Raw genomic sequence first — 21,138 nt, 5'->3', positions numbered from 1 at the left:
ATGGGGTTGCGCAACTTCTTTGACCGCATCGAGCCAAACTTTCTAAAGGGCGGCAAATGGGAACGTTATTTCCCGATGTACGAGATGGTCGAAAGCTTCATCTACACACCTAAGACTGTGACAACGGCTGCGCCGCACGCCCGGTCTTACGTGGATATGAAGCGTATTATGACTTACGTGGTTCTGGCCACGATCCCTGCCATTCTGATTGGTCTGTGGAACACCGGTTACCAGGTGAACACAGCCATGGAAACGCTGGGCGCTTCCGGCTGGCGTGCCTCCCTTCTGGAAGGGCTGGGCATTGGCCTGAACGCGGCAAACCCGTTTGCAAACTTCATGCATGGTCTGCTGTACTTCCTGCCAATCTATATCACCACGCTTGTGGTGGGTGGCATCTGGGAAGTCCTGTTCGCAACCGTGCGTCGTCACGAAGTGAACGAAGGTTTCCTTGTAACGTCCATGCTGTTCGCCCTGATCATGCCGCCGGATGCACCGCTCTGGCAGGTTGCTCTGGGTATTTCTTTCGGTGTTGTCATCGGGAAAGAAGTATTCGGCGGGACCGGCAAAAACTTCCTCAACCCGGCACTGACAGGTCGTGCGTTCCTTTACTTCGCTTATCCTGCGAATATGTCCGGTGAAACCATCTGGACCCCGGTTGACGGGTTCTCTGGTGCGACCAACCTGGCGGTTGCGGCTTCTGATGGCTACCAGGAAATCATCGTACGCGGTGGCTCCTGGATGGACAGCTTCCTGGGCTTTGTTCAGGGCTCCATCGGCGAAACATCAACACTGGCGATCTTCATTGGTCTGGCCTTCCTGCTGATCACCAAAATCGCAAACTGGCGTCTGGTTGTGGGCTGTCTGGCTGGCATGATTGCTTTCTCAAGCCTGCTGAACTTCATTGGTTCCGACACCAACCCGATGTTTAACGTTCCATGGTACTGGCACCTTGTGATGGGCGGCTATGCCTTTGGTCTGGTCTTCATGGTAACTGAACCTGTGTCCGCTTCTCACACCAATATGGGTCGCTTTATCTACGGCGCGCTTATTGGTTTCATGGTTGTGATGATCCGTGTGATTAACCCGGCTTTCCCCGAGGGCATGATGCTTGCTATTCTCTTTGGCAACGTATTCGCCCCGCTGATTGACCATTTTGTAGTGCAGGCGAATATCCGGCGGAGGGCGCGACGCAATGTCTGAAGTAAACGAAAACAAAGGAATGATCCGTCGCTTCCTTGATCTGCCGACGGATTCACTCCCGAAAACTATCTTTGTGGCTGTCATGGTCTGCCTTGTGGGTTCCATGTTTGTATCCGCAGCTGCCGTGGCTCTGCGCCCGATCCAGGAAGTGAACAAACTGCTGGATAAGCAGGTGAACATTCTGCAAGTCGCCGGTCTTTATGAAGATGGTGTCGACGTTGCCGAAGCCTTTGCCCAGTTTGAACCACGTGTTCTGGAACTGGCGACTGGTGAATTCACCGATCAGTTTGACGCCGCATCTTTTGATGACCGCGCAGCAAGCAGTGACCCGGAACTGTCCATCGCACTTGACGATGATCCGGCATCTATCGGTCGTCAGTCCCGCTTCGTGACAGCTTACCTGCTGCGCGACGCAAACGGCGATCTCGACAAAGTGGTTCTGCCACTGCACGGCTATGGTCTCTGGTCCACGCTTTATGGTTTCATTGCGCTGGAAGCGAACGGCAACGATATCTTTGGCCTGCAGTTCTATGAGCACGCTGAAACACCTGGTCTGGGTGCCGAAGTAGACAACCCGCGCTGGAAGTCCCTCTGGGCTGGCAAGCGCTTGGCGGATGAAGACGGTGTACTGCAGATTTCTGTAACCAAGACCGCACCTGCTGCCGGGGCTGACTACCACGTTGACGCGCTGGCCGGTGCAACACTGACAACTGCGGGCGTGCACAACCTTGTGCGCTTCTGGATGGGTGAAGCAGGCTATGCGCCCTTCCTCGCCAACCTTCAGGCAGGAGACATCTGATGGCTCAGACACGTAGAGAAATGCTGATCGACCCTCTTGTCGACAACAACCCGATTACGCTTCAGGTTCTGGGCATCTGTTCCGCGCTTGCGGTGACGTCTTCCCTGCAAGTGGCCTTTGTGATGGCACTGGCGGTGACATTTGTGACCGCGTTCTCATCCATGTTCATTTCCATGCTGCGCAACCACATTCCCGGTTCCATCCGGATCATCGTACAGATGGTTGTGATTGCGTCGCTTGTGATCGTGGTGGATCAGTTCCTGAAAGCTTATGCGTTCCAGATTTCCAAAACCCTGTCGGTTTTTGTGGGTCTGATCATTACGAACTGTATCGTGATGGGCCGCGCCGAAGCTTTCGCGATGAAAAATACACCTGTTGCGTCTTTCATTGATGGCATCGGCAACGGTCTGGGCTATGGCCTGATCCTGATGCTGGTCGGTGTGATCCGTGAACTTTTCGGTTCCGGCAGCCTGTTTGGCATCACCATCTTTGAAACCGTAAACAATGGTGGCTGGTATGTGCCAAACGGCCTGCTGCTGCTGCCACCATCTGCGTTCTTTATCATTGGCCTGATCATCTGGGGCTTCCGGTCCTGGAAACCAGCACAGGTCGAAGAACGTGAATATAAAATTCAGACAGTTGAGGGACACTGATGGAAGGCCTACTTTCTCTTGCCGTAAAGGCTATTTTCGTTGAGAACCTGGCGCTGTCCTTCTTCCTGGGCATGTGTACGTTCATCGCGGTTTCCAAGAAAATCCAGACCGCGATTGGTCTTGGGGTTTCTGTGATGGTTGTGCAGGCAATCACTGTACCTGCAAACAACCTGATCCTGACCTACCTGCTGGCGCCTGGTGCGCTGTCATGGGCCGGTTTCCCGGATGTGGATCTGACCTTCCTGGGTCTGATTTCCTACATCGGTGTGATCGCAGCCCTGGTTCAGATCCTGGAAATGGTTCTCGATAAATACTTCCCGCCGCTCTACAACGCGCTGGGTGTGTTCCTGCCGCTGATCACGGTGAACTGTGCGATCCTTGGTGGGTCCCTGTTCATGGTGGAACGCGACTATAACTTCGCAGAGGCAACGACCTATGGTCTGTCCTCCGGCTTTGGCTGGGCGCTGGCGATCACTGCGATGGCAGGTGTACGTGAAAAACTGAAGTATTCCGATATTCCAGATGGTCTGCAGGGCCTTGGCATCACCTTCATCACTGCGGGTCTGATGGCGATGGCCTTCATGTCCTTCTCTGGCGTGAAACTGTAAGGGGGGCGACAGATGTTAACTTTTACACTTGGTGTTGTCCTTTTCACTGTCATCGTTCTGGCGCTTGTTGCGCTGATCATGGCTGCCCGTTCCAAGCTGGTTTCCACCGGTGACGTGAACATCACCATCAACGGCGAGAAAACCATTTCTGTGCCCGCTGGTGGCAAGCTGTTGCAGACACTGGCGGAACAGAAACTGTTCGTACCATCCGCTTGCGGTGGCGGCGGGACCTGTGCGCAATGTCGCGTGAAAATCCACGCAGGCGGCGGTTCTATCCTGCCAACGGAAGAAGGCCACATCACAAAGCGCGACGCGGCCTGTGGTGATCGCCTGTCCTGTCAGGTTGCAGTCAAGCAAGACATGGAAATCGAAGTTCCTGAAGAAGTCTTCGGCGTTAAGAAATGGGAATGTACTGTACGTTCCAACGACAACGTCGCAACCTTCATTAAGAACCTGGTTCTGGAACTGCCCGAAGGCGAAGACGTGAACTTCCGTGCTGGTGGTTACATTCAGATCGAAGCCCCTGTGCATCAGCTGAAGTACACTGAATTCGATATTCAGGAAGAATACCGCGACGATTGGGACAAGTTTAATCTGTGGCAGTATGATTCCACAGTGAACGAACCAATTGAGCGCGCCTATTCCATGGCGAACTACCCGGATGAAAAAGGCCTGATCATGCTGAACGTGCGTGTGGCCTCCCCGCCTCCGGGTTCCACCGGTATTCCGGCTGGTCAGATGTCTTCCTACATCTTTAACCTGAAGCCAGGTGACAAGGTCACGATCTCTGGTCCGTTTGGTGAATTCTTCGCCCGCGAAACCGAAAAAGAGATGGTCTTTGTTGGTGGTGGTGCAGGCATGGCGCCCATGCGTTCGCATATCTTCGATCAGCTGAAACGCCTTGAAAACCGCGACCGGAAGATCACCTTCTGGTATGGTGCGCGCTCTAAGAAAGAGATGTTCTTTGTTGAAGATTTCGATCAGCTTGCGAAAGAATTCCCGAACTTCACATGGCATGTCGCGCTGTCTGATGCGATGCCGGAAGATGATTGGGGCGGATACACGGGCTTCATCCACAATATTCTGCATGACGAATATCTGAAGGATCACCCGAACCCTGAAGACTGTGAATACTACATGTGTGGACCGCCCATCATGAACCAGTCTGTGATCAACATGCTGCTTGATCTGGGTGTCGACCGTGAAGACATCATGCTGGATGATTTCGGCGGATAAATAAAAAAGGGCTCTGCATCGCAGGGCCCTTTTCGTTTGTGTCTGTCGCCGCTGTCAGCCGTTCTGCACCACAAGCAAAGCCCGCGCGACACCCCCGAGGGCCTGAATGCAATGCGCGTCATCCGCCGGGTAGCGCGCCGTATCTCCGGCAGAGATCTCATCTGACATGGCACCCGCCGTTATGCGCAGCCGCCCTTCAATCACAGTCAGATGTTCCCGTGTGCCCCGGGCGTGGGCGGCGCTGTCCAGCTTACCACCGTCCCGAAACTCAAGGTCATACAATTCCTGACGGCCGGCATCTTCCGGGGCGCTCAGAATGCGAATGTTACATCCCTCCCCACGGTTCTCAATTGTAGGCGTCTGATCGGCACGCAGAACTTCGATCCGCCCGGCCTCCCCGCCGTCTTCCAACAATCCCGCGAAATCAATCTGCAGGGCAGACACCAGGTTCCATAAGGTCGCAATTGTCGGGCTGCTTTCGCCGCGTTCAATTTGACTGACCATAGACCGTGACACGCCGGACAGGCGCGCCACCGCATCTAACGACAGACCTTGTTTGCGCCGCGCCTCTTTCAGCCGCAAAGGCAGAAGGTTCAGAATATCACTTTCAGTGCTCATATACTTCACCTGCCCCCTGCACCGGGTTCTGTCAATAGTGTGTCAGCCCCCCTTTGCACTGATAGCTTCAACTTCAATTTTCCACCTTCACGGATTTATTCCCATATGTTAGATACTCTATCACCAGATAAGGAGACAGAACATGTCGCAAGATTTTGTCAACCACATCAATGCTGCGCTTACTCAGATCGAATCTGAAGGTATGATGAAATCCGAACGCATGATCACCTCCCCTCAAAAGGGGGAAATCACTGTTGAAGATCAGCAGGTTATCAACCTATGCGCCAATAACTACCTTGGGCTTGCAGATCATCCTGATCTGATCCGCGCCGCACAAAACGCGATGGAACCACGTGGCTTTGGCATGGCCTCCGTGCGATTCATCTGTGGCACACAAGACATCCACCGCGATCTGGAACAGAAACTGGCAAAGTTCCTGAAGAAAGATGACGCCATTCTGTTTGCCGCTTGCTTTGATGCCAATGGCGGCTTGTTTGAACCATTGCTTGGGCCGGAAGATGCGATCATTTCTGACAGCCTGAACCATGCATCCATCATCGACGGCATCCGCCTGTGCAAAGCAAAACGCTATCGCTATCTCAACAATGACATGGCCGATCTGGAAGCCATGCTGCAGCACGCCCGCAATGAAGGTGCGCGCCATATTATGATCGCCACTGACGGCGTATTTTCCATGGATGGCACCCTTGCAAACCTGCCGGAAATCACACGACTGGCGCAGAAATATGATGCGATCACCATGGTCGATGACTGTCACGCCACAGGCTTTATGGGGCCAAACGGGGCAGGAACGCCGGATCATTTTGGCGTGGATGTGGATATTCTGACAGGGACGCTGGGCAAGGCACTTGGGGGGGCTATCGGCGGTTATATCGCTGGGCCGCAGCCAGTGATTGACCTTCTGCGGCAGCGCGCGCGGCCCTATCTTTTCTCAAACTCGCTGCCGCCTTCTATTGTTGCAGCCGGGCTGAAGGCCCTGCGCCTGGTTGAAAACGGCGCAGATGACCGGAAGCAATTGTTTGAAAACGCCAAATACTGGCGCGCGGGTCTGGAAAAGCTTGGATTTGACCTGCTGCCGGGCGAACATCCGATCGTGCCGGTCATGCTGGGCGAAGCCACACTGGCCCAGGAAATGGCGCGAAAGCTGTTCGACGAAGGCGTCTATGTTTCTGGCTTTTTCTTCCCTGTCGTGCCTCGCGGGCAAGCCCGCATCCGTACACAAATGAACGCTGCCCTGACCCGCGATGAACTTGACCGGGCGCTTGCTGCCTTTGGCAAAGTCGGTCGGGAACTGGGGGTGATTTCATGAAAAACACCATGAAAGCGCTGGAAAAATCCCATCCTCGCGAAGGTTTGTGGATGATAAGTGCGCCCGTGCCTGAACCCGGCCCGGATGAGGTCTTAATCAAAATCCGTAAAACCGGAATTTGCGGCACGGATATTCACATCTGGAACTGGGATGAATGGGCGGCAGACACCGTGCCTGTGCCGATGATCACCGGGCATGAATTTGCAGGCGAAATCGTTGATTTGGGGCGTGATGTAACGGGGCTGAATGTTGGCCAGCGCGTTTCTGGCGAAGGCCATCTGACAGGGTCCGACAGTCGCCAGATGCGTGCCGGGAAATTTCACCTGGATCCGGGCACGCGCGGCATTGGTGTCGATGTGCAGGGGGCATTTGCGGGCTTTCTGAAACTGCCCGCTTTCAACGTCATCCCTCTGCCCGATGACATCCCCGATGAAATCGGTGCGATCCTTGATCCCCTGGGTAACGCCGTGCATACCGCGCTTAGCTTTGATCTGCTGGGCGAAGATGTTCTGATCGCCGGCGCTGGCCCCATTGGCATTATGGCTGCAACCGTGGCCCGTCACGCGGGGGCACGCAATGTGGTGATCACCGATATCCACCCGGAACGTCTGAAACTTGCAGAACATGTCGCCCCAACGGTGCGCACGGTTAACGTCACCCGGGAAGACCTGAAAGATGTGATCCATGAACTGGGCATGTCTCAGGGGTTTGACGTTGGTCTTGAGATGTCCGGATCACAAATGGCACTTGATCAGATGGTCGATGTGCTGGTGATGGGCGGCAAGATTGCGATGCTGGGCATTCCGCCAGGGCAATCCCCTGTGAACTGGGCAGATATTGTCTTCAAAGCGATCACCATCAAAGGCGTCTACGGGCGTGAAATGTTTGAAACCTGGTATAAAATGATCGCAATGCTGCAAAACGGTCTGGATGTCAGCCGGGTGATCACCCATGAATTTGCCGCTGATGATTTCACCCAGGGCTTTGCTGCAATGAAATCCGGCACATCTGGCAAAGTCATTCTGAACTGGCAATAAAGCAGCCCCGGTCTGCAACGGACCGGGGCCAAACCTGTGTTTATCCCGCCAGGAGTCAGCCTTTCATACGCAGGCCGGACGGATCAAAAGCACAGGCATTCTGCAGACGCACCGGAAAACGCACCCCGGCGATGTCAATTTCCGCATTCACCCCATCTGCATCTTCCGCATGCACATAAGCCAGCGCGATGGGTTTGCCGATGCGATAGCCATAGGTCGCTGTCGTTGTATGGCCAATGATCTTATCCCCTAGGTAAATCGGCTCATGCCCCAAGGGATTGGCACTATCATTCTCAACAATCACCGTCATCAGCCCGCGTTTCACCGTCTTACGCCGCGTGGCCAGGGCATCGGAACCAATAAAGTCTTTCTTCTTTGACACCATCATATCAAGCCCGGCCTCAACCGGGGTCACGTCGCTGTCCAATTCATGCCCCATCGCAGCAAAGCCCTTTTCGACCCGCATGGATGTCTGGGCAAACATGCCCGCAGGCACTGCACCGGCTGCTGTCAGGGCGGCATACACCTTACGTGCATTTTCCGCCCGCATGGTCAGCTCCCACCCCGCTTCACCGACGTAAGACATGCGCACGGCCCGCACATGGCAATCAGCCACATAGGCCGGGCCAACTTTGAAATAGCCCAGTTCATTCAGCTCGGCCGCGCCACATTCCGCAATGATCCGTGCCGCTTCCGGCCCCATCAGGCCCAACACAGCGTAGTCTTCGGTGCTGTCGGTCAGGGTCACATCAAACCCGTCCGAATGGCGCTTAAACCATGCCAGATCACGTTTGATCGCATTGGTGCCGACAAACAGACGATAGTGATCATCCGCAATCCGGTGGGCGGTGATGTCACTTTCATACGTGCCACGCGCGTTCAGCACCGCCGTATAAATCGCGCTGCCCGGGGTTTTCGCCATGTTTGACGCGCAGGTTTTCTGCAAAAATGCCTCTGCATCCGGGCCATGAACCTCGATCTTGCCAAAAGGCGAGGCATCAAAAATCGCGGCTTTCTCATGTGCTGCCATGACCTCGGCCTTCACGTTTTCAAACCAGTCCGGGCGCTCAAATTTCATACGAGGTTCGGCGGTTTTGCCGAAATAGGCCGGGCGTTCCCAACCATACACCTGGGTGAAATGCGCACCCGCTGCCTTATATTCTTTGTCCAGTGGCATGGCGCGCAAGCCCCGGGCGGTTTTCAATTGTTTGCCCGGATAGGCAATGTCGTAATGGGTGCCAAGAATTTCGGGCGCCCGCGCCATCAGGTGATCAAGAGAGTTGTAAATCGGCGCAAAGCGTTTCGCGTCGGCTTCGCCCAGATCATAGGCTGTATGACCATGCACAATACAATGGGCCAGGTTCATCCCTGCCCCGCCGCCCGATGCCAGCCCGACGGAATTCATCCCACAGCCCAGGAACAACCCCTTTGTTTCTGCTGTTTCCCCCAGCATGAACATCCCATCCGGCGTAAAGCTTTCCGGGCCGTTCAGAAGCATCTTTACCTCAGCATGTTCCAGCGCAGGCAGACGATGCAGAGCGTTCATCATCATGGGTTCAAAATGTTCCCAATCCTCGCCCAGCAGCCCAAATTCAAAATTTTCGTCCAACACACCGGGTTTGATCGGCTTGCCCATGGGTTCAAAGCATCCAACCAGCAGCCCGCCGGAATCATCGCGGATATAGAGGTGATTATCATGGTCAGACAGGGTCGGCATATTGCCTGCAATCCCGTCAATTGGTTTGGTCAGCAGATAGAAATGCTCGCAGGCCAGCGCGGGCACTTCTGCGCCCGCCATGGCCCCGGCTTCGCGCGACCACAGGCCGGTGCATAGCGCTATCGTGTCACACATCACCGTACCTTGCGAGGTTTCAACGCCTATAACTTTGGCGTTTTCCGTCAGAATACCGGTGACACCAGTTTCCTCAAAAACCTTGGCGCCCAGGGTTTTCGCGCCTTTCACAAGCGCAGCACAAACATCACTTGGTGACACCCGCCCGTCATCCGGTGACCAGACCGCGCCAATGACATCTTCCGCGTTCATCAGCGGCCAGCGTTCCTTTGCCTCACCAACGCTGATCGTTTCAGCCCGAACACCGTAAGCACGCGCCAGGGCTTCCTGCCGTTTGATATGGGTCAGGCGATCAGGGTTTGTTGCAATCGACAGGCTGCCCTTCTGGATCCAGCCGACATTCTGTCCGGTTTCTTGTTCAAGCTTTGAATAAAGATCTACAGAATACTGGATCATCCGGGTCAGGTTCTGAGAATGGCGCAGCGCGCGTACCTGGGCGGCGGAATGCCAGGTTGTGCCACTGGTCAGCTTGTTGCGTTCCAGCAGGATCGCGTCAGACACACCCATCTTCGCCAGATGGTACAGGGTCGAACACCCCATAATGCCGCCACCAATAACAACAACAGAAGCATGAGAAGGAAGGGTCATAAGCCGGGCCTTTTTTCAGTTTGGCCGATGCTCGCTCAGTACAGAATGTTTTTCAAATCCAACATTAAGAACATATGTTCTTTTTTCAAATACAAAAAAGCGCCACAGAATCGCGGCGCTTGATTGATCTTGCTTGTCTTCCGCAGGCCATAGCCAAACTGGAAGAGCCGTTATCACATGATAACAAACCAGGAGTGTACGCCAATGAAAAGCGCAGTTGCAGCGACCAGTACGCCAACACCCATGATATCTTTTGCAGCCTGTGCCATCTTCAAGGTTCCTTCGAACAAAATCAGTTTCGATAGCTGCCAGATAGGTGGGAAAAACCGACTCGTGTACCACCTGTTTCTGCAAAACCGGTTTGATCTGTGCGCATAGCGCCCTATCGGCGGACTTTCGGCAGCTTCGCCTGCCAATACGCCCCGCTGTCTTCACGCAGTTCCTCATAGCTGGTAATCCTGTTTCGCACCTCATCGCCACCCTGGCGGATCAGATGATGCAACAGCCCTTCCAGCACCACCATCGCACCTGAAAAACAAGGGAAGAAATGCTGTGACTGTGCGGCAGCCTTCAGAAACAGATCGGCCGTGATATTGGGCGCGATCAGTTCTGAATCTGAAATCAAAATGACCCGCGCGCCGTTTTCTTTCGCCAGACGCAGCGCCCGGATGGTTTCCGCGCTATAGGGCGCAAATGTGATCGCCAGCAAAACATCCCCCGGCCCCACATTCATCATTTCATCCACCGGGCTGCCCATATGACGTGGAATCAACTGCAACCCCGGTAAGGCCATTCGCCCGACATAGTGAAAATAATAGGCAAGGGAATAGCTGGCCCGTGTGGCGGTGACATAAGCGTTCTGTGCCCCTGTCAGCATCTCAACCGCCTGTTGCGCCTGATCGGCTGTGAATTGGCGCAAAGACTGCCCGGTAATTTCCATCTCATTGCGGAGGCTCAGTGCATGTTCGGAACCAAAGCCCCCTGCCCCGGACACACGATCAATCCACCCCAGCCCTTCACTGGCATCATACCTGGCGGTCAGCGCCGCCCTGAAGGGCGCACGCAGAGCATCAAAGCTGTCAAACCCCAGATGGTCCGCCAACCGGACCAGAGAATTAGCCCCAATTCCGATTTTCCGTGCCGTTTCCCGGATCGGGTCCATGCCAAATGCATGACTGTGATCCACGATGTATTTCGCCGCCAGCTGCAACCTGGGAGGCAGATCCTTCGTCTCTGCAATCAACCGCTGCACAATCCGCGCTTTATCCTGTAGTACCATATCGCCCCCAAAACAGATGTTTGGGAAAATGCTACACCAGAACAGATGATCCGTCAGGATACAAAAAACCGGCCACAGTTTCCTGCGGCCGGTTCCAAATCAGTCAATCTGCGTTCAGATCAAAAGTGAACAGATTTCACGTCCAGCGGCTTTTGCAGCGGCGGGGCGAATTTGGTCAGGTTAATGCCTTCCACAGCGGCTTTATATTCCGCAAGTGTTGGAGCGCGGCCCAGGACTGCAGCCAGAACCACAACCGGGGTGGATGCCAGCAGGGATTCACCCTTTTTGTCAGCTGTATCGGCAACAACGCGGCCCTGGAACAGGCGGGTGGATGTGGCCAGAACTGTATCACCCTTGGCGGCTTTTTCCTGGTTGCCCATGCAAAGGCTACAGCCAGGACGTTCCAGATACATGATGTTTTCATATTCCGTACGGGCCTGGGCCTTTGGGAACATGTCATCAAATTCAAAGCCGGAATATTTCTGCAGAATATCCCAGTCGCCTTCGGCCTTCAGTTCATCAATGATGTTGTAGGTCGGGGCGGCCACCACAAGCGGTGCGTTGAATTCAACTGTGCCGTTCAGCTTTTCGATATTGCGCAGCATCTGGGCGACGATTTTCATATCGCCTTTGTGTACCATGCAGGATCCGATAAAGCCCAGATCCACCTTCTTGTCGCCGCCGTAATAGGACACGGGGCGGATGGTGTCATGGGTGTAGCGCTTAGAGACATCATCGTTGTGAACGTCAGGGTCGGCGATCATCGGTTCAACGATTTGGTCCAGATCAACCACAACTTCGGCGAAATACTTCGCGTCTGCATCAGGGGTCAGCGCAGGCACTTCACCAGATTTGATTTCTGCGATACGGGCATCCGCCAGTTTGTTCAGGTTGGCAAGAACGGCTTTCTCGTTGTCCATACCCTTGTCGATCATGATCTGAATACGGGATTTCGCCAGTTCCAAAGAGCCGATCAGCGTTTCATCGTTGGAAATACAGACAGAAGCTTTCGCTTTCATTTCCGCAGTCCAGTCGGTGAAGGTGAAGGCCTGGTCAGCCAGAAGGGTGCCAATGTGAACTTCAATGATGCGGCCCTGGAAGACGTTGTCATCATGTTGATCCAGCATCTGGGCTTGGGTTGCATGTACGACGTCACGGAAATCCATGTGATCGGCCATTTTGCCTTTGAAGGTCACTTTGACCGATTCCGGGATCGGCATCGCAGCTTCGCCCGTCGCAAGCGCCAGCGCAACAGTGCCTGAATCCGCGCCAAATGCCACGCCTTTGGACATACGTGTGTGGCTGTCGCCACCAACAATGATCGCACGGTCATCAATGGTGATGTCGTTCAGAACCTTATGGATAACATCCGTCATTGCGTGATATTCACCCTTTGGATCACGCGCGGTGATCAGGCCGAAATCATTCATGAATTTCATCAACTTAGGGATATTGGCCTGGGCCTTTTTGTCCCAAACGGATGCTGTGTGACAGCCGGACTGGTAACCAATGTCAACAGATGGGGAAATCACGGTCGCGGCCATGGCTTCCAATTCCTGCGCGGTCATTGGGCCGGTGGTGTCCTGGGAACCCACAACATTCACCTTCACGCGCACGTCTGAACCTGCGTGCAGGGTTTTGCCCGGTGTGGTGCCAAGCGCATTGCGGTTGAAGATTTTTTCAACGGCTGTCAGGCCCTGACCGTCAACAGACACCTCTTTGGAAGCAGCGAATGCTGATTTCAGTTCCTGACCCAGGGTCGCGGCCGCAAATGTTTGCAGCTTCTTACCAAATACCACAGCATAGGAGCCGCCAGCCTTCATGAATTCCATCTTCTGCGGGGTGAAGGCAGCGGACACGTCTTTCAGAACAGTGCCGTCTGCATCCGACAGGGTTTTGGATTTGGTGTTGATGGTCAGAACTTTTCCACTTTCAACGGAATAGGTCTGTTCCAGAACCGCTTCGCCATCTTCGTCTTCAACAACATCGCCGTTTGCATCCAGCGTTTTGACCCAGTTATCAAGGTCAATGCCAATGCCGCCGGTCACATCAACCGTGGTCAGGAAGATCGGGGAAATACCGTTGGTGCCCGCAACAACAGGGGCGATGTTGATGAACGGCACGTAAGGGGACGCCTTCTTACCAGTCCAGAGCGCCACGTTGTTCACACCGGACATGCGGGAAGATCCAACACCCATGGTGCCTTTTTCCGCGATCAACATCACGCGCGCGTCCGGGTGCGCCGCCTGAAGCGCCTGAATTTCTTTTTGCTGTTCCGGGGAACACATGCATTGGCCGTGCAATTCACGATCCGCACGGGAATGCGCTTCGGCACCTGGGGACAGAAGGTCAGTGGAAATGTCCCCAATACCAGCGATATAGGTCACAACTTTGATCTCTTCTTCCAGCTCAGGCAGCTTGGTGAAGAATTCGGCCTTGGCGTAGCTTTCCAGCATCTCTTTCGCGATGGCGTTGCCAGCCTTGTAAGCTTCTTCCAGACGATCGGTGTCGGCTTCATACAGGAAGACCTGGGTTTTCAGAACTTCAGCGGCCGGTACGGAAACCGCAGCGTTGTCACCAAGCGCCAGATCCAGCAGAACCTCAACAGATGGGCCGCCTTTCATGTGGGACAGCAGTTCAAACGCGTAATCGACAGAGATTTCCGCAACTTCAGCAGCGCCCAGGATGATGTCCTTCAGGAAGGCTGCTTTCACACCCGCCGCAGACGTGGTACCTGGCAGCGTGTTGTAAATGAAGAAGTTCAGGGACGCTTCGCGATGTTCATTGCCGCCGTCTTTGATCTGTTCAATGATCTCAGCAACAAGGGCACCGTCCTCAATAGGTTTCGGGTGCAGATCCTGCGTTTTGCGGGTCTCGATCTCACTCAGATAGTCGGTATAGAGGCTCATGATATTTCCGGCGCTGTTGTAACAGATATAGCCCGATACCGGTCTCAGAATCGTCTCTGGCGGGCCGGTCAGGCTTGCTGTATGCGATTGTATACATTGTGACGACGAAATGCAAGACGCCATCCGTTCACACCATTTATACATGCTGTGAAGTTAACTCAACGTATGCCTGACCAAAGCCGCAGAGAATTCTCTGCCGATCAACCCATTCAGGTCAAAATTGCGATGGAAATCAGGGGGATAATTCGAAACGGCAAACAGGCGTTCGCCAAAAACCCCCTCCACCCGATTTCAGGCGGAAGGGGAATGATGGTTATACAGGCAACAGTGCGTCTGGCAGGTTCTGGTAACATACCGGCCGCAGGAAGCGGCGGATGGACATTGTACCAACAGAGGTTGCACCGAAGTTGGTAGACGCCGGGTAAGGGCCGCCGTGCACCATGGCATCAGCAACTTCGACACCGGTTGGGAACCCATTGGCAAGGATCCGGCCTGCTTTGCGTTCCAGCACCGGCATCAGGCGTTGTGCAGCTTCGGTATCAGCATCATCCATATGCAGAGTACAGGTCAACTGACCTTGCAGGCTGCGGGCGATCTGCTGCATTTCATCCGCGTTTTCAGCGGTGACAATCACCCCAAGCGGACCAAAGACTTCTTCCGCAAGCACTTCGTTTTCCAGCCAGTTGGCGGCGGTGGTGCGATACAGATATGGGGTTGCGTCGCGCTGGTCGCACATGGTTGTCAGCACATCCTGCACACCCGCGATTTCCGCGATCCGACGCTGGCCGGATTGATAGGCGCTGGCGATCCCGTCGGTCAGCATGGTTTGCGCGCCGAATGCGCCCAGAGCTTCCTGGGCCGCATTGACGAAAGCTTCGCCTTTTTCACCGGCCTGCACGATGGCAATGCCCGGGTTTGTACAGAACTGGCCTGCGCCCATGGTCAGAGAACCGGCCCAACCCGCAGCGATGTCAGTACCGCGATTGTTTAGCGCGTTATCCAGGATAAACATCGGATTCACGGAACCGAGTTCACCAAAGAATGGAATGGGTTCCGGACGCTGTGCGCAAAGATCGAACAATGCGCGACCACCGGCAAGTGACCCTGTGAAACCAACCGCTTTGATCAGCGGGTGTTGCACAACGGCAGCGCCGACTTCGCGGTTGCCGCCCTGGATCAAGCTGAAGACGCCAGGGTGCAGATTGCAGGCTTTGATTGCGGCATGCACGGCTTCGGCGATGATTTCACCGGTGCCGGGGTGGGCGCTGTGGCCTTTCACAACAACCGGGCAGCCAGCGGCAAGCGCAGCGGCGGTGTCACCACCCGCAGTAGAGAAAGCCAGCGGGAAGTTTGAGGCACCGAAGACGGCAATCGGGCCAACCGGGCGCTGGATCATTTTCAGATCAGGGCGTGGCAGAGGTGCGCGATCAGGCAGGGCCTGGTCGTGGCGTGTGTCAAGGTAGTCACCCTTGAGGATATGTTCCGCGAACAGGCGGATCTGGCCGGTGGTGCGGCCGCGTTCGCCCTGAAGGCGGGCTTCGGGCAGGCCGGTTTCCTGGGTGCCGATTTCGGTGATGGCGTCAGCGCGGGCTTCGATTTCATCCGCGATTTTGTTGAGGAAGGCGGCGCGATCTGCGCGGCTTGTGTAACCAAAGGACCAGAAGGCTTCTTCCGCGGCTTCACAGGCGGCGTTCACGTCGGACACGCGACCGATGGAATAGGCGTGCGCCGGGCCGTGGGCCGGGTCGGAGTTGAAAGTTTCGTCACCCGCCAGCCATTGGCCAGCGATCAGGTGTTTGCCGTGAGGGGTGAAGGTCATGGGCGTCTGAGGCTCCGTCTGAGTGGGATTTTGAATTTGTGGATATTGTATCCAATTATTCACAGAATGCAAGCCCGACCCAGTGGCTAACCGTGTCACGATGGGGGGTTATTTTACCTCAGCCTCGCGGCGCTTCTTCACCATTTCCAGCAGCTCATCCCGAGTGCGACGGATGTGCTTCTGCAAAAGCGCGCAGGCGGCATCAATATCCCCGGCTTTGGCATAGGCCAGTAGCTGTCGGTGTTCGTCCTTAGCAGGTTCACGCTGTTTCATCACGCTAAGGTGCATGCGGATATAACGATCCGACTGCAGGCTGATCCGGTTCAGAAGTTCCGACGTCAGCCCGCGATCAGAAGCGGCGTAAAGCGCGGCGTGATAATCATAGTTCAACTCGCCCCACTGGCCGACATCATCGCCGTTGTAAGAGGTTTCCATCTTTGCCATCAGTTCTTCGCAGCGGGCGAAATCTGTGGTGGTCATATTGGGGATCGCGCGGCGGAACAGATCAATTTCCAGCAGTTCGCGCAGATCAAAAATTTCAGCGATCTGGCTGATGGAATGGCGGGTGACGGACCCCCCGCGATTGTTCGCCCAATCCACAAGGCCTTCGGCAGACAGGCGCTTCAGGGCTTCGCGGATCGGCATGCGGGAGACATCATATTCCGCCGCCAGAGCTTCCTGACGGATCGCTTCGCCTTCCTCCAGTTCGCCGGAAAGAATGCGTTCTCGCAGATCATTTGCGATGATTTCCGGCAGGCTTTGCTTTGCCACCGCCCGTTTGCCTGCCATATTCAACCCCGGATGTGCACTTTGGATACATATTTACTTTCCCTGCATATTAACAGGGAAAGCGGGGATTTGAATGGGTAATTTATACGGGCGCGGCGTAAAGGATGATTGTATCCAATATGGTTTATGCACCCCATGTGTCGCTGAGACGATACCCACCGGGCCATGGATCGGATGGATCCAGCATGTGCTGGTGAATGCCGGTGATCCAGCCACGACCAGAGATTTCAGGGGTGATCGCCGGGCGACCGTTCAGATCAATCTGCTCCACGATGCGGCAGCGGAATTCACTGTCGATGATGGAACGTGCGTAATACCGGTCGGTCGCCGCCATCTGCCCTTTGGCCAGCAGCATCGCCATACGCGCAGACGCCCCGGTGCCGCAGGGGGATCGATCCAGTTTGCCGGGTTTAATGGCAACGACGTTCTTACCTGTCAAAAGATCCCCTTCACGGGTCAGCGGGCCTGCGATCTGACAGAATGAAATATGGTTCCAGTCGCCATCAGGATGGTTAAAGCCCAGCTGTTCATTGGTCGCGTCGGTAATGCGCGCACCCATACGGGCCAGGTCGCCCGCCTCATCCGGGGTGATGGAAAAACCCAGATCCTGCGCATCAACAATGACAAAACTGTCGCCACCAAAGGCAGTATCCACCCGCAGGGAACCGACGCCTTCGACCTCAATCATTGCATCCAGTTTATCCGCGAAGGACGGCACGTTTTGCACGGTGATGCGCTCGGCTTTGCCGTCTTTGCAATCTGCTTTCACACGAACAAGACCACCGGGCGCTTCCAATGTCATATGGGTGACGGGTTCTTGCATCGGGATAATGCCGCCATCCAACAGAACGGTGGACACACACATGGAATTGGACCCGGACATAGGGGGCGTGTCTTCCGGCTCCATGATGATCCAGGCAGCGTCCGCTTCGGGATTTTTGGGTGGCACCAGAAGGTTCACATGGCGAAAGACACCACCGCGTGGTTCGTTCAGCACAAAATTGCGCAGGGTCTGATCTTCGGCAATGAAGGTTCGCTGATCCCAGACGGTGTCACCTGGGGGCGGGGCGACGCCGCCGACGATAACATCGCCAACTTCGCCTTCGGCATGGGCGGAAATCACGTGGATGGTTTTGCTGCTGCGCATGTCTCTCTCCCGTTCAGAAACGTGTGGGTCGATAGGGGGTTGTGTCGATGGGGGCAGGTTTGCCCTGCACCATAGTCTTGACGATTTCGGCGGTGGCGGCGGCCTGGGTCAGGCCCAGGTGGCCATGACCAAAGGCGTAAATCACGTTCTGCGCCTGTGGGGCGGTGCCGATCACTGGCAACGTATCCGGCAAAGAAGGGCGGAAGCCCATCCATTGCGTGCCGCCTTCTGTGTTCAGGCCAGGCAGGAAGCTGGCGGCTTTCTTCAGCAGGATGTCAGCACGTTTGTAGTTTGGTGGCAGGTCCAGTCCGCCAAGTTCCACAGCACCACCAACCCGCGCGCCGCCGTTGATCGGCGTTACCACGAAACCGTGACCACTGAAGGTCAGATGGGTGCGCACATCAAACGCGCCTTTGGGCAGGGTGGTGTTATAGCCGCGTTCGGTTTCCAGCGGGAATTTATCCCCAAGGGTTTTCGCCAGATGATGGGACCAGGCCCCAGCGGCGACAATGGCTTTGGTGGCGTGAATTTCACCGCCGCTGTAGGTCAGGCGCACGCCACCTGCAGTATGGCTGAGGTTGTGAATATCGCGTTTCTCGATCACACCGCCAAGTGCTGTGAAGGCCGAGGCCAGGTGTTCCACCCAGGTTTTCGGGTCAACGGTGTTGATCCAGTCCGGCGTATAGCCGGCATGGGTGAAACGCGGGTCAAGGCCGGGTTGGATCCTGGCGATGTCTTCCGGGGTTTCGAACAGTTCATAGCGAATGCCCTGTTCGCGGCGAAGTTCCCATTGGGGCAGGCTTGCGCGAAATTCTTTTTCGCCCTCATACAGCTGCATCTGCCCCTGACGCAGGATCAGGCTTTCGCCGTCAGTGCTGGTGATCTGTCGTTCCAGTGCTTCTTTTGCCAGAGACATCAGCGCAGTCTGCGCCTCAACCGAATGGTGATAGCGATCCTTCCAGCTGGCGCGCCAGAACCGCAGCATCCAGGGCGCAATTTTCAGGGCGTAACGCAGTGGGATCGACAGGGGGCCAAGCGGATCCAGCAGCCATTTCGGGGCTTTGCGCATGATGCCGGGGGTGGCCAATGGCACAATATCGGTGAAGGCAAAGGCCCCCGCGTTGCCCTGAGACGCCCCCGCCGCCAGACCTTCACGGTCCAGCACACGCACGGAATAGCCTGCGCGCACAAGTTCCAGCCCGATTGAGATACCGATCACACCGGCACCAATCACTACGATTTCATCCGTCTTGCTCACTGCATGTTCCTACAGATAAATCCCGTCTTTAAACGGGTCAGTTGTGTCAAAGAACAGCGTCCCTTCGTTCATGATCCAGGCCTGACCTGTCAGGGTCGGGATCACGCCGTTTTGGGTCGGCTGGTAAGAGACACGGTAGGAACTTCCGATCACGCTTTCCAGTACAATTTCATCCCCTGGCCCAAGTCTTTTGCGGGCCGCAAGGCAAGCCATATAGGCAGAGCTGCCGGTGCCACAGGGCGAACGGTCATATTCATCATCCGGGCACAGCACAAAGTTACGGCTGTGCGCGCCTGTGTCCGGGTTGGGACTACGTAGAATGACGTGATCAATCGGCTGTCCCTCCGGCCCGCCGATGCCATTTGCGTTGCAGACCTGGCGCATGGAAACCGCGAGTTCTGTCAGGGCAGGGATGTTCGTCGTGGTGACGGGCAGGGGGCTGGGATCTACAATAAAGAACCAGTTGCCGCCATAAGCGACATCCCCCACTACAGAGCCAGAGGGAAGGGTGACTTCAGCGCCAGCGGTGATCAGACGACTTTCAATATTGGTGACAGACACGGTGTTGGCATCGTGCAATTCAACCGTGACGACGCCAGCCGGTGTTTCAAACTTATGCGTGCCAATGCCGATGCGCCCCATGTGATGCAGGGTCACAGCCAGGCCAATGGTGCCATGGCCACACATGCCAAGCACGGCTTCTGCATCAAAATAGATCACACCGGTGACGCAATCCGGATCAACCGGTTCCACCAGCAGCGCGCCAACCATTCCGGGCTGACCGCGGGGTTCCAGCATGACGGATTTGTAGAAAGCTTCGTGTTCTTTGGCGAGCTTTGCGGCCCGCACATCAAGAGGTCCGGACCCAAGATCCGGACCGCCTTGCGGGATAACCCTTGTGGGCATCCCGCCGGTATGGCTGTCGATTACATGCATTCAGCGATGATCCCGCCCTGTTTTGACCAGTCTGCAAACCAGGCATTAAACAGTGCGTATTGGGTCTCGCAATAGTTACGCTGCGCGTCGGACAGTTCGTCTGTTTCATAGAAATGCAGACGGTATTCTTCTTCGCCGTTCAGAACCAGCAGGTGCTTGTAGTACAGCACAAGGTCAGTGCCTTCGTCGAAGCTGGCCAGAACGCCAAAGGCTTCTTCCAGTTCAAGCGCGCGACGGCGGGCTTCCGCGTTGCCTTCAGCCGCTTTCTTGGACAGGGCTGCCAGCAGCAGGGCTTCTTTTGGCAGGGCGGTGCCGATGCCGGTGATGGAACCGGTGGCGCCACAGTTGACGAAACCGTGGTACACTTCGGTGTCAACGCCAACCATCAGGGTCACGTCGTCGTCCTGGCTGGTGATATGTTCTGCGGCATAACGCAGATCGTCCTTGCCGCCGAATTCCTTGAAGCCGATCAGGTTTTTATGTTCCGCGCGCAGGGCAAAGAACAGATCCGCTTTGGTGGCGAAGCCATAAACCGGGCTGTTGTAGATGATCGCAGGCACGTCTGGAGCGGCTTCCAGGATTGCTTTGAAGTGGTTTTTCTGTGCAGCTGGGGAAGAGCCACGGGACAGAACACGCGGGATCACCATCAGGCCAACAGCGCCGACTTTCTGGGCGTGGCCGGCATGCGCCACAGCGGATTTTGAATTGATTGCGCCGGTGCCGACAACCACAGGAATGCCTGCTTCCACCAAACGTTCGACGCCGGTCATACGTTCGCTGTCAGACAGCAGCGGCCAGTCCCCCATGGAACCACAGTAAACCACCGCGGACATGCCGGCTTTGATCATTTCGTGGCCCTTTTTCACCAGTGCATCGTAGTCTGGCGTGCGGTCATCTTTGCAGGGGGTCATGAGGGCGGGCATTGTGCCCTGGAAAACATTTTCAGACATGGGATCTTCCCTTGTTACGTGTCAGTTGGCGCATCTGCAGGGCAGTTGCGGTTCATCCATCTTCCGGGTGATTCATCCCGGGGAAATCGGTTTGTAAATTCTGACTACAGTAATTGGATCCAAAATCCAA

Annotated in this window: 17 protein-coding genes; 7 read left to right on the top strand and 10 right to left on the bottom strand. The window is 55.4% G+C overall.

The genetic code is table 11. The annotated features are described in order from the left end of the window. The 5 genes from H1D41_RS15485 to nqrF are packed head-to-tail and all read left to right on the top strand — an operon-like array spanning position 1 to position 4,496. Positions 1–1,200 (top strand): NADH:ubiquinone reductase (Na(+)-transporting) subunit B, encoded by a 1,200-nt coding sequence (locus tag H1D41_RS15485; protein ID WP_228849765.1) that lies wholly within the window; start codon positions 1–3, stop codon positions 1,198–1,200. Then, the gene (locus H1D41_RS15480) at positions 1,193–1,999 is read left to right on the top strand and encodes a Na(+)-translocating NADH-quinone reductase subunit C (protein ID WP_228849764.1); all 807 of its coding nucleotides are present in this window, start codon (positions 1,193–1,195) and stop codon (positions 1,997–1,999) included. Before H1D41_RS15485 ends, H1D41_RS15480 begins: the two co-directional genes overlap by 8 nt. Beyond that, positions 1,999–2,652: an NADH:ubiquinone reductase (Na(+)-transporting) subunit D gene (locus tag H1D41_RS15475; RefSeq protein ID WP_107496992.1), complete on the top strand. Its 654-nt coding sequence runs from the start codon at positions 1,999–2,001 to the stop codon at positions 2,650–2,652. The genes H1D41_RS15480 and H1D41_RS15475 overlap by 1 nt, the downstream gene beginning before the upstream one ends. Continuing rightward, on the top strand, positions 2,652–3,260 hold the full coding sequence (nqrE, locus tag H1D41_RS15470; RefSeq protein ID WP_107496993.1) for an NADH:ubiquinone reductase (Na(+)-transporting) subunit E: 609 nt from the start codon (positions 2,652–2,654) through the stop codon (positions 3,258–3,260). Before H1D41_RS15475 ends, nqrE begins: the two co-directional genes overlap by 1 nt. A gap of 12 nt (positions 3,261–3,272) precedes the next feature. Further along, on the top strand, positions 3,273–4,496 hold the full coding sequence (gene nqrF, locus H1D41_RS15465; protein ID WP_228849763.1) for an NADH:ubiquinone reductase (Na(+)-transporting) subunit F: 1,224 nt from the start codon (positions 3,273–3,275) through the stop codon (positions 4,494–4,496). Between the two features lie 54 nt (positions 4,497–4,550). Here the strand turns inward: nqrF and H1D41_RS15460 are convergent, their stop codons facing one another. Further along, complete coding sequence (locus tag H1D41_RS15460; protein WP_228849762.1) at positions 4,551–5,114, bottom strand: helix-turn-helix domain-containing protein; 564 nt, start codon at positions 5,112–5,114, stop codon at positions 4,551–4,553. Between the two features lie 142 nt (positions 5,115–5,256). On the opposite strand from H1D41_RS15460, the gene H1D41_RS15455 reads away from it, so the two are divergent. Together H1D41_RS15455 and tdh are read left to right on the top strand one after the other, a co-directional pair. Continuing rightward, the gene (locus H1D41_RS15455; protein WP_228849761.1) at positions 5,257–6,444 is read left to right on the top strand and encodes a glycine C-acetyltransferase; all 1,188 of its coding nucleotides are present in this window, start codon (positions 5,257–5,259) and stop codon (positions 6,442–6,444) included. 8 nt (positions 6,445–6,452) lie between these two features. After that, positions 6,453–7,481 carry an L-threonine 3-dehydrogenase gene (gene tdh, locus H1D41_RS15450; protein WP_228849778.1) on the top strand — a complete coding sequence of 343 codons (1,029 nt, stop codon included), beginning with the start codon at positions 6,453–6,455 and terminating at the stop codon, positions 7,479–7,481. 55 nt (positions 7,482–7,536) lie between these two features. On the opposite strand, the gene H1D41_RS15445 is transcribed toward tdh, so the two are convergent. The 9 genes from H1D41_RS15445 to H1D41_RS15405 form a co-directional block, all read right to left on the bottom strand. Continuing rightward, entirely contained in the window at positions 7,537–9,921 is a 2,385-nt protein-coding gene (locus tag H1D41_RS15445; protein WP_228849760.1) for a GcvT family protein, read from the bottom strand. A 382-nt stretch (positions 9,922–10,303) separates the two neighbouring features. Next, positions 10,304–11,200 carry a MurR/RpiR family transcriptional regulator gene (locus H1D41_RS15440; protein WP_228849759.1) on the bottom strand — a complete coding sequence of 299 codons (897 nt, stop codon included), beginning with the start codon at positions 11,198–11,200 and terminating at the stop codon, positions 10,304–10,306. Between the two features lie 119 nt (positions 11,201–11,319). Beyond that, complete coding sequence (locus H1D41_RS15435; RefSeq protein WP_228849758.1) at positions 11,320–14,109, bottom strand: bifunctional aconitate hydratase 2/2-methylisocitrate dehydratase; 2,790 nt, start codon at positions 14,107–14,109, stop codon at positions 11,320–11,322. A 313-nt stretch (positions 14,110–14,422) separates the two neighbouring features. Next, the gene (locus H1D41_RS15430) at positions 14,423–15,928 is read right to left on the bottom strand and encodes an aldehyde dehydrogenase (NADP(+)) (protein ID WP_228849757.1); all 1,506 of its coding nucleotides are present in this window, start codon (positions 15,926–15,928) and stop codon (positions 14,423–14,425) included. A gap of 108 nt (positions 15,929–16,036) precedes the next feature. Next, positions 16,037–16,717 carry a GntR family transcriptional regulator gene (locus H1D41_RS15425; protein ID WP_228849756.1) on the bottom strand — a complete coding sequence of 227 codons (681 nt, stop codon included), beginning with the start codon at positions 16,715–16,717 and terminating at the stop codon, positions 16,037–16,039. 124 nt (positions 16,718–16,841) lie between these two features. Further along, on the bottom strand, positions 16,842–17,864 hold the full coding sequence (locus H1D41_RS15420) for a trans-3-hydroxy-L-proline dehydratase (protein ID WP_228849755.1): 1,023 nt from the start codon (positions 17,862–17,864) through the stop codon (positions 16,842–16,844). Positions 17,865–17,877: 13 nt separating this feature from the next. Then, positions 17,878–19,122 (bottom strand): NAD(P)/FAD-dependent oxidoreductase, encoded by a 1,245-nt coding sequence (locus H1D41_RS15415; protein ID WP_228849754.1) that lies wholly within the window; start codon positions 19,120–19,122, stop codon positions 17,878–17,880. Positions 19,123–19,131: 9 nt separating this feature from the next. Further along, positions 19,132–20,058 carry a 4-hydroxyproline epimerase gene (locus tag H1D41_RS15410; protein ID WP_228849753.1) on the bottom strand — a complete coding sequence of 309 codons (927 nt, stop codon included), beginning with the start codon at positions 20,056–20,058 and terminating at the stop codon, positions 19,132–19,134. Beyond that, entirely contained in the window at positions 20,049–21,008 is a 960-nt protein-coding gene (locus H1D41_RS15405; RefSeq protein WP_228849752.1) for a dihydrodipicolinate synthase family protein, read from the bottom strand. The genes H1D41_RS15410 and H1D41_RS15405 overlap by 10 nt, the downstream gene beginning before the upstream one ends. Positions 21,009–21,138: the final 130 nt, after the last annotated feature.

This window comes from Halocynthiibacter styelae, from assembly GCF_016123485.1.
GTDB classification, from domain to species: Bacteria; Pseudomonadota; Alphaproteobacteria; order Rhodobacterales; family Rhodobacteraceae; genus Halocynthiibacter; species Halocynthiibacter styelae.
Note: the sequence above shows the minus strand (reverse complement) of the source record. Positions and strands in the feature narration are given on the sequence as shown.